We start from the raw sequence: 9019 nt of genomic DNA, 5'->3' as shown, positions 1-9019 counted from the left end.
GTACATGACAGTGGCGACCCCGTAGCTCGAGCAATTGCTGTCGGACAACGCCAATAAGAAGGCGCAGATTTCCGAGCTGCAATCGTTCGTCAGCCGCTTCTCGGCCAACGCCTCGAAAGCCAAGCAAGCGACCTCCCGCGCCAAGGCGATCGACAAGATCCAACTGGCCGAAGTCAAGCCTTCGAGCCGTGTGAGCCCGTTCATCCGTTTCGAACAAACCAAGAAGCTGCACCGTCAGGCGGTCATCGTCGAGCGCATGGCCAAAGGCTTCGACGGCAAGCCGCTGTTCAAGGACTTCAGCTTCCAGGTTGAAGCCGGCGAGCGCGTGGCGATCATCGGCCCGAACGGTATCGGTAAAACCACCCTGCTGCGCACCCTGGTCAACGAATTGACCCCGGATGCCGGTACCGTGAAGTGGACCGACGCCGCGGAATTGGGCTACTACGCCCAGGACCACGCGCATGACTTCGAAGATGACTGCAACCTGTTCGACTGGATGGGTCAATGGACCCAGGGCGGCGAACAACTGGTTCGCGGCACCCTCGGCCGGATGCTGTTCTCCAACGACGAGATCCTCAAGTCGGTCAAGGTCATCTCCGGTGGTGAGCAAGGTCGCATGCTGTTCGGCAAGCTGATCCTGCAAAAGCCGAACGTGCTGGTGATGGACGAACCGACCAACCACTTGGACATGGAATCCATCGAGGCGCTGAACCTGGCGCTGGAGAACTACCCGGGCACGCTGATCTTCGTCAGCCACGACCGTGAGTTCGTATCGTCCCTGGCCACTCGCATCATCGAGTTGAGCGCCGATGGCGTGATCGACTTCAGCGGCACCTATGACGACTACCTGCGTAGTCAGGGTGTTTTGATGTAAGACGGCTGCAAGCTTCAATTGAAAAGCCCTGTCCTGGTGACGGGGCTTTTTGCATTTTCGTGGCCAAGGCTTGCTTTGGTGCTGACACCTTCGCGGGCAAGCCTCGCTCCTACACGGTCTGCGAAGAGGCCTCCTGCGCATAACCTGTAGGAGCGAGGCTTGCCCGCGAAGAGGCCCTCGATAACGCTGTAAATTCAAAGGCCAATATAGTTAGCCTGCTTCCTTTTATTCCCCGCCCACGCCATGATGCCGTTCTCCTACCGCCGCCCGCGAAAGAGCTCTCATGTCTGTGCAGCAACTGCCCCCCCAAAGCTCCATGGCGATCACCCGGCAGATCGTCTCCATCGTTTTCTATACCTTTATTGCCTTCCTCTGCATCGGCCTGCCGATTGCGGTGTTGCCCGGGTATGTCCATGAACAGTTGGGGTTCAGCGCCATCGTGGCGGGGCTGACCATTGGTTCTCAGTACCTGGCCACCCTGCTCAGCCGGCCCATGGCCGGACGTCTGTCGGACAGCATCGGCACCAAGCGGGCGATTGTTTACGGCTTGTCGGGGATTGCGTCGAGCGGCGTGCTGACATGGCTGTCGACCCTGCTGCAAAGTGTGCCGTTGTTGAGCCTGATCATTCTGATCGCTGGCCGCTTGTTGCTGGGCATCGCCCAGGGATTGATCGGGGTCGGCACGATCAGTTGGTGCATGGGCCAGGTCGGTGCCGAGCACACGGCGCGTTCGATTTCCTGGAACGGTATCGCCTCCTATGGTGCCATCGCTATCGGCGCGCCGCTGGGGGTGCTGATGGTCGCTGAACTGGGGTTCGCCAGCCTCGGGATCGCGCTGTCGTTACTGGCCCTGCTGGCGCTGCTGTTGATCCGCAACAAACCGTCGGTGCCGGTGATTCGCGGCGAGCGCCTGCCGTTCTGGGCGGTGTTCGGGCGCATTGCCCCCTTCGGCGCGAGCCTGAGCCTGGCGTCCATCGGATACGGCACGCTCACTACCTTTATTACCCTGTATTACGTCAACCTTGGCTGGACCGGCGCGGCTTATTGCCTGACGGTATTCGGGGTCTGTTTCATTCTGGCGCGGTTGTTGTTTATCTCCAGCATCAGCCGCTTCGGCGGCTTCACCTCCGCCATCGCCTGCATGACCATTGAAACCGTGGGGCTGGTCCTGCTGTGGCTGGCGCCCTCGACGAGTTATGCCTTGATCGGCGCTGGGCTGACCGGGTTCGGTCTGTCGCTGGTGTATCCGGCGCTGGGGGTGGAAGCGATCAAGCAAGTGCCCAATTCCAGTCGCGGAGCGGGTTTGAGTGCCTACGCGGTGTTTTTCGATCTGGCGCTGGCGATTGCCGGACCGCTGATGGGCGCGGTGGCGTTGAACCTGGGGTATTCGTGGATTTTCTTTAGTGCGGCGATGTTGTCGATAACCGGACTTGGTTTGACCCTGCTGCTGAAACGCCGAGCGATGGTCTAAGCCTGCCGCATATCCCCTGTGGGAGCGGGCTTGCTCGCGAATGCGGTGGGTCAGACACATCTATCTCGACTGACACGCCCTCTTCGCGAGCAAGCCCGCTCCCACAAGGGTTCCGGGGGAAATTATTGATCGGCGGTCTGCATCCCGGCGCGGGTAGGTTTGCCCAGGGCATGGGCGAAGAACCGTCCGGCTTCGGAAATCATGTTGCGGTGAATGTCCTTGCGGTCGACGCCGTCGGCATCGGTACACAGCGCCGGCATGGCGGCGATCTGTTCTTCGTTGCACGGCGCCAGGAATACGAAGTGCCCTGCCCCGGCCAGCAATTTGAAGTCCGGTGCGGTTGGCAGTTTGCGCGCAAGCGCTGCGGCGTTTTTGTCGAACGCCACCAGTTTGTCGCCATCACCGCTGTAAAGCAGCACCGGCACATGCACATCGGCCAAGGTATGGCGGCCGAACTTCAGGCTCAGCGGTGCCATCAGCAGCAAGGCATGCACGCGCGGGTCCGCCACTGGCTGCAAATCATCGCGGTCGACGATCAGTTCGCCTTGCGTGTTGCAGGCATCGTGATCATCCGGGCGCTCCTGGCAATAACGGCGCAGACGATCCAGATCCGGGGTGGCGCCGGACAGAATCAGTGCAGTCTCACCGCCCGCCGAATAGCCAATCACCCCGACCTGCTCGGCATTGACGAAAGGCGCGAGCATCCGGTCGCTGAGGGTCGCGGTAATGGCTTCGGAAATCTGGATCGGCCGACCATAAAGGTTGCTCAAGGTGCCGAGGCGGCTGTGGTCTTTGGAGTTGTCGCCGGGATGGATCACCGCCACCACCACAAAGCCCTTGCGCGCCAATGAGGTGGCGAGGTCGTGCAGGGCCAGCGGGGTTCCGGTGTTGCCGTGGGACAACATCAGCATCGGGAAACGTCCGATGGCGACTTTGGTGTCTTCACCCGCTTCGACCGTATAGCCCTCGAGCGTGCTGGAATGTTCCTTTTCACTGGACGGGTAAAACGCGATGGCGCGCATCGGCTGCAAATCCAGTGGATCGAGGAAGGTCATCTCATGGAAACCGACGCTCCAGTGAAGATGCGGCGCAGACGCGGCATGCACCAAACTCAGACTGCCGAGCAGGCAAATCAGTAGCGTTGCACAAAGACGCACCATCGGATGCCCCACCTTGTTACCTGACCACAGATGTCAGCCCTCGACTGCATAACCTGGGCCATAAATCGATAACGCCAGAAACAAAAAACTCCGTACCTGGCCATCACGATGACCAGAATACAGAGTTTCAGGGGTATTGCCCGAGGCTGTTTACGACTTTACGCAAGCCTTACGCAGCGACGAACAGTTGCTCGCTGATGTGCGCCTGAGCGTCACTCATGGCTTTGGTGCGCACTTCATCACCATAGGCCAGGCCATGGGCGCGGACGAACTCGATGTCGGTGATACCGAGGAAGCCGAACAGCACTTTCAGATAATCTTCGTGCGCAACACCGGTTGCCTGACCGACATGCAGACCACCGGAAGTGGAAACGATCACGACTTTCTTGCCGCCGCACAGGCCTTCAGGGCCGGCTTCGGTGTAGCGGAAAGTCTGACCGGCCACGGCGATGCGGTCGATCCAGGCCTTGAGTTGGGTCGGAATAGTGAAGTTGTACATCGGCGCGGCAATCACGACGGCATCGGCGGCGATGAATTCGGCCAGGGCCTGCGCGCTCAGCTCGGCTTCGTGCTGTTGCGCGGCGTTGCGCAGCTCTGCGGCAGTGCCGGCGGCAACCAGGGTGTTGGCCGAGAAATGGCTGATGGCATCGGCGGCCAGGTCGCGGTAAGTCACCACAACGCCAGGCTCGGCAGCTTGCCAGGTTTTGACGACTTCGCCGCTCAGCTGACGGGAAGCCGAGTTGTCACCCAGAATGCTCGAATCGATATGCAGTAATTTCATGTGGGATCTCCAAGGTGAGGATCGCCACCGGGCGATCTGATGGAGACAATCCTACCGACGAAAGCAATGGCTGATTAGTCGGTAACAATGCGATAGTTCGTCCCACTGATAGAACAGTCGAGTATTAAATCGATGCAAGACCTCAACGACCTCTACTATTTCGCCAAAGTGGTCGAAGCCGGTGGCTTTGCTGCAGCCGGGCGTTTGCTTGGGATTCCCAAGTCGCGATTGTCGCGACGCATTGCTGAGCTGGAAGAACGCCTCGGCGCGCGCCTGCTGCAACGCACAACCCGCCAACTCAACCTCACCGCCGTGGGCGAGCGCTACTTGCGCCATTGTCAGGCGATGCTGCTGGAGGCCGAAATGGCCGACGAAGCGGTGGCCAGCATGTCCAGCGAACCCCGGGGGCGCTTGCGAGTGTCCTGCCCCGTAGGGTTGGCCCATCAAATGCTGCCTGGGGTGATCAGTAACTTTCTGGAGAAATTCCCCCAGGTTCAACTGGAAGTCATGCTGCTCAATCGTCGGGTTGACCTGATCAACGAGGGCGTCGACGTTGCCTTGAGAGTGCGGGATCTGGGTGATGAAGATCCATTGCTGGTGACCCGTCGCCTGCGTCAGGCCCAGATGCTGATGGTTGCCAGCCCGGCATTTTTGCTCGGCCATGAAATCAATCATCCCGAAGACCTGAAAAATCTGCCCGTGCTCGGCGCTCTGGAGGCCGATCGCATGGTGCACATCCGCATGCTTGATCAACAGGGCAAAAACTACGACCTGAGCCTTGAGGCGCGTTTGGGCTGCGAAGATTTCATCGTGCGCAAAGCCTGCACCCTCAACGGCCAGGGCTTTACCATGCTGCCCATGATGTATTGCGAGCAAGAGCTGGAAAACGGTTCGCTGGTGCAACTATTGCCCGACTGGTCATTGCCGGGCGGCTGGTTGCAAGCCGTCTACCCTCATCGACGCGGGGTGATGCCGGCGGTGCGCGCCTGGATCGATCATTTGATCGAATCATTCAATGTTTGCGGGGACAGACTGTTATGAAAGCGGGACGAATGAGCGAAGAGGATGTCGCGCAATACTGCCTGGCGTTGCCCGGCGCGCGGGAGGATTACAAGTGGGGTGGCGTGCGGGTGTTTTCGATTGCCGGGAACAAGATGTTTGCCTTGCAGAACCTGCGGGGACAGTCCCTGGCGTTCAAGGTCGACAAGGACCTGTTCCTGGGCCATTGCGACCGGCCGGGCATTCACCCGGCACCGTATCTGGCCCGGGCCCAGTGGGTCATCATGGAAACGCCCTACCCCCTGGGCACCGAAGAGCTGCAAGGCTTGCTGCAACGTTCCCACCAACTGGTGGTGAGCAAGTTGCCCAAGCGCACGCAGGTCGGCTTGCTGCTTTAAAGTGCTTTAAAACAACGCAAACAGGTTAGCGCCCAGAAACAGCTGATCGATCCAGAACACTTGATGCATCAGTACGATGAGCCAGAACACCAACTGAAACGAGACTTTGCGGGTCTTGTGCCGAAACGCTTGCTGGGCCAGCAAAGCGCCCGGCCAACCACCCGCCAGCTCCACCGCGTGCAAGACGTTCTCCGGCGTGCGCCAGCTATCGGCGCGGGCCTTGTGCTTGTCGCTCCAGTACAGGAAAAACGCCAGCACGCTGACGATGCCGTAGGCCGCCAGGGGAATCACCGACACCCCGCGCAGCCACATCGACACCGAGCCAAACAACGGCACTGCGCACAGCACAACGAACACCAGCAGTTTCAGCCGCAGGTTCTGCATGGCGCCCCCGGACTTGCGCCCGGGGATATTGTTGCGCGCACTGGAATCGCTCATGGCTTGACCGCGGTCCAGTCGACCCAACCGAATTGCCAGGTGGCCAGGATCACCAGACCGAACACAATGCGATACCAGGCGAATGTCGCATAGCTGTGGCTGGCAATGAAGATCAGCAGGGCCCGAACGGCGATCATCGCAAAGATGAAGGCGGTGATGAAGCCAATGGCAAATACCGGAAAATCAGCCGGCACGAACAGGCTGCGGTATTTGTAGCCCGAGTACACCGCCGCCCCGACCATGGTTGGCATGGCGAGGAAGAACGAGAATTCGGTGGCCGTTTTGCGCGACAACCCGAACAGCAAACCGCCAATGATCGTCGAGCCGGAACGCGAAGTCCCCGGAATCATCGCCAGACACTGGGCGAAGCCGACTTTGAGAGCGTCTTTCCAGGTAATGTCATCGACGCTTTCAGCATGCACTTCATGCTGGCGACGTTCGGCCCACAACATCACGACCCCGCCCACGACCAATGCGGTAGCCACGGTAATCGGGTTAAACAGGTACTCGTGAATCAAGTCGGCGAAAATCACCCCCAACACCACCGCCGGCAGGAAAGCGATCAACAGGTTCGCGGTAAAACGCCGAGCGCTGGGCTGCGTCGGCAAGCCAATGACCACGTCGAAGATCTTGCGGCGAAACTGCCAGACCACCGCCAGGATCGCGCCGAGCTGAATGATGATATTGAAGGCCATGGCCCGCTCGCCGCCGAAATTGAGCAAGTCCGCCACAATAATCTGGTGCCCGGTACTGGAAATGGGCAAGAACTCCGTCAGCCCTTCTACCACGCCTAAAATCAATGCCTGAAAGGCCGTCCAAAGATCCATCAATCCCCCAAGAAACAATGCCCCCAGGCATGCTCCGTTAATAATTTATAAGCGTTACCTGCGATCAACCTTAGCTGAATCCCCGCGCGCACAAGATCCACGCAAAACGGTAAAAATTGCGTGAAAAAAAGACTTGGGCTCAGGTTTTCCCGCGCGGGGCCGAAATCCTATCAGACAAGCCTCGTTTACGCTGCCGCGTAATAGGACCTGAGTCGGATAGGCCCGATCGGCAAAGTGTGATTGGATGCTGGCGATCGTTTATTACAAGAACAAGAAACCGGAGTAACCGCGTTATGAACAGCTTGCGCAGTGTGTCGATCAGCCGACGCTTGTGGCTCATCTTGATCGTGGCCGTGGTGATGCTATTGACGTTGGGCGTGTTGATGCTCAAGCAGATTCACGACGACCTCTATCAGGCCAAGGCCCAAAAGACCCAGCACGTGGTGCAGACCGCCAGCGGGATCCTCACCTACTATCACGGCCTGGAAACTGCCGGCACCCTCACCCGCGATGCCGCGCAAAAACAGGCACTGACCGCCGTGCGCGGTTTGCGCTACGACCAGAACGATTATTTCTGGATCAACGACCTGACGCCCGTCATGGTCATGCACCCGACCAATCCGAAACTTGAAGGTCAGAATCTCTCGACGATCCGCGACCCCGACGGTTTCGCGCTGTTCAACGAGATGGTCGCCATCGCCAAGGCCAAGGGTGCCGGCATGGTCGATTACCGCTGGCCGAAACCGGGCGCCAGCGCGCCGGTGGAAAAAACCTCCTACGTGAAACTGTTCGAGCCCTGGGGTTGGGTGATCGGTTCGGGTGTGTACATCGATGACATGCAGGCCGAATTTCATGCCCAAGTCTGGAAGGCCTCTTTTGTGGGTCTGGTGATTGCGCTGATCATGGCCCTGCTGGTGATCATGATTGCCCGCAGCATCGTGCGCCCGCTCCAGGAAACCGTGAACGCCATGGCCAACATTGCCAGCGGTGAAAGCGACCTGACCCGCAGCCTCGATACCCACGGTCAGGACGAAGTCACGCAACTGGCCCGGCACTTCAACGCCTTCACCGCGAAACTGCGCCTGGTGATCAGTCAGCTGCAAGTGTCCGCTGGTGCGCTGGGCCAATCTTCCAATGAACTGGGCAATGATGCCGCGCAAGCCCAGCAGCGCAGCCAACAGCAATCCCAACAAATGGAACTGGTGGCGACCGCGATCAACGAAGTGACCTACGGCGTGCAGGATGTGGCCAAAAACGCCGAACACGCGGCCAGTGAAATGCGCAATGCCGAGTCTCAAGCGCAACAGGGCCAGGTCAATATCGACGGCAGCCTGCAGCAGATCGACAAGCTGTCGTCGACCATCGATCAAGCCGTTGAAGTGATTCGTACGCTGGCCGCCGAAAGCACTCAAATCGGCAGCGTTCTGGAAGTGATCCGCTCCATCGCCGAGCAAACCAACTTGCTGGCCCTCAACGCAGCCATCGAAGCCGCCCGAGCCGGCGAGCAAGGTCGCGGGTTTGCGGTGGTCGCCGATGAAGTGCGCCTGTTGGCCCAGCGTACTCAAAAGTCGACGGCGGAAATCCAGTCGATGATCGAACGCCTGCAAAGCCATTCGGAAGCGGCGGTCAAGGTGATTGGCGACAGCAGCCGTGCCTCGCAACTGACCATCGAGCAGGCCGGCCTGGCCGGCGCCAGCCTGAATGCCATCGGCCAGGCCTTGCGCAATCTCAATGGGTTGAATGCTTCGATTGCCAGCGCGACTTTGCAACAGGCCCACGTGGTGGAAGACATCAACCAGAACGTGACCCAGGCCGCAGGCTTGTCCCACAGCACGGCACTGGCGGCCGAGCAGTCGAGCGTGGCCAGCGTTCATCTCAAGCAATTGAGTGAGCAGTTGAACGGGTTGCTGAAGCAGTTTCGGGTGTAACTCTTCCCTGAACCCGGCATTGTCCCCCTGTAGGAGCGAGGCTTGCCCGCGAAGAACGCACCGCGGTTTTTCAGGTACTGCGCGTCATCGTTCTTCGCGGGCAAGCCTCGCTCCTACAGGGGGCAAGCCCCCATTCCCCACAA

General features: G+C 59.4%; 8 protein-coding genes and 1 pseudogene. 5 read left to right on the top strand and 4 right to left on the bottom strand.

Annotation, left to right across the window (positions count from 1 at the left end; all coding sequences use genetic code 11):
• A pseudogene (locus tag ACIPLA_RS18030) lies at window positions 1–874 on the top strand (ATP-binding cassette domain-containing protein); the annotation flags it as partial.
• Between the two features lie 283 nt (window positions 875–1157).
• On the top strand, window positions 1158–2345 hold the full coding sequence (locus ACIPLA_RS18025; RefSeq protein WP_401174730.1) for an MFS transporter: 1188 nt from the start codon (window positions 1158–1160) through the stop codon (window positions 2343–2345).
• A 122-nt stretch (window positions 2346–2467) separates the two neighbouring features.
• On the opposite strand, the gene ACIPLA_RS18020 is transcribed toward ACIPLA_RS18025, so the two are convergent.
• Window positions 2468–3505, bottom strand: a complete 1038-nt coding sequence (locus ACIPLA_RS18020; RefSeq protein WP_401174728.1) for an alpha/beta hydrolase family protein — start codon at window positions 3503–3505, stop codon at window positions 2468–2470.
• A gap of 169 nt (window positions 3506–3674) precedes the next feature.
• On the bottom strand, window positions 3675–4286 hold the full coding sequence (locus tag ACIPLA_RS18015) for an FMN-dependent NADH-azoreductase (RefSeq protein WP_218394775.1): 612 nt from the start codon (window positions 4284–4286) through the stop codon (window positions 3675–3677).
• A gap of 132 nt (window positions 4287–4418) precedes the next feature.
• Between ACIPLA_RS18015 and ACIPLA_RS18010 the strand changes: the two genes are divergently transcribed.
• On the top strand, window positions 4419–5327 hold the full coding sequence (locus tag ACIPLA_RS18010; RefSeq protein ID WP_218394774.1) for a LysR substrate-binding domain-containing protein: 909 nt from the start codon (window positions 4419–4421) through the stop codon (window positions 5325–5327).
• A complete protein-coding gene (locus tag ACIPLA_RS18005; RefSeq protein WP_008069285.1) occupies window positions 5324–5683 on the top strand; it encodes an MmcQ/YjbR family DNA-binding protein in 360 nt (119 codons plus the stop codon). The genes ACIPLA_RS18010 and ACIPLA_RS18005 overlap by 4 nt, the downstream gene beginning before the upstream one ends.
• 6 nt (window positions 5684–5689) lie before the next feature.
• On the opposite strand, the gene ACIPLA_RS18000 is transcribed toward ACIPLA_RS18005, so the two are convergent.
• Both ACIPLA_RS18000 and ACIPLA_RS17995 read right to left on the bottom strand, forming a co-directional pair.
• Entirely contained in the window at window positions 5690–6121 is a 432-nt protein-coding gene (locus tag ACIPLA_RS18000; RefSeq protein WP_401174723.1) for a DUF1294 domain-containing protein, read from the bottom strand.
• A complete protein-coding gene (locus ACIPLA_RS17995; RefSeq protein ID WP_218394771.1) occupies window positions 6118–6948 on the bottom strand; it encodes an undecaprenyl-diphosphate phosphatase in 831 nt (276 codons plus the stop codon). The genes ACIPLA_RS18000 and ACIPLA_RS17995 overlap by 4 nt, the downstream gene beginning before the upstream one ends.
• A 293-nt stretch (window positions 6949–7241) precedes the next feature.
• On the opposite strand from ACIPLA_RS17995, the gene ACIPLA_RS17990 reads away from it, so the two are divergent.
• Window positions 7242–8876 (top strand): methyl-accepting chemotaxis protein, encoded by a 1635-nt coding sequence (locus ACIPLA_RS17990; RefSeq protein ID WP_401174720.1) that lies wholly within the window; start codon window positions 7242–7244, stop codon window positions 8874–8876.
• The last annotated feature ends 143 nt before the right edge of the window (window positions 8877–9019 follow it).

This window comes from Pseudomonas sp. NPDC086112 (genome assembly GCF_044746425.1).
Taxonomy (GTDB): Bacteria; Pseudomonadota; Gammaproteobacteria; order Pseudomonadales; family Pseudomonadaceae; genus Aquipseudomonas.
The sequence above is the reverse complement of the archived record's forward strand: the minus strand, read 5'-3'. Positions and strand labels throughout refer to the sequence as shown.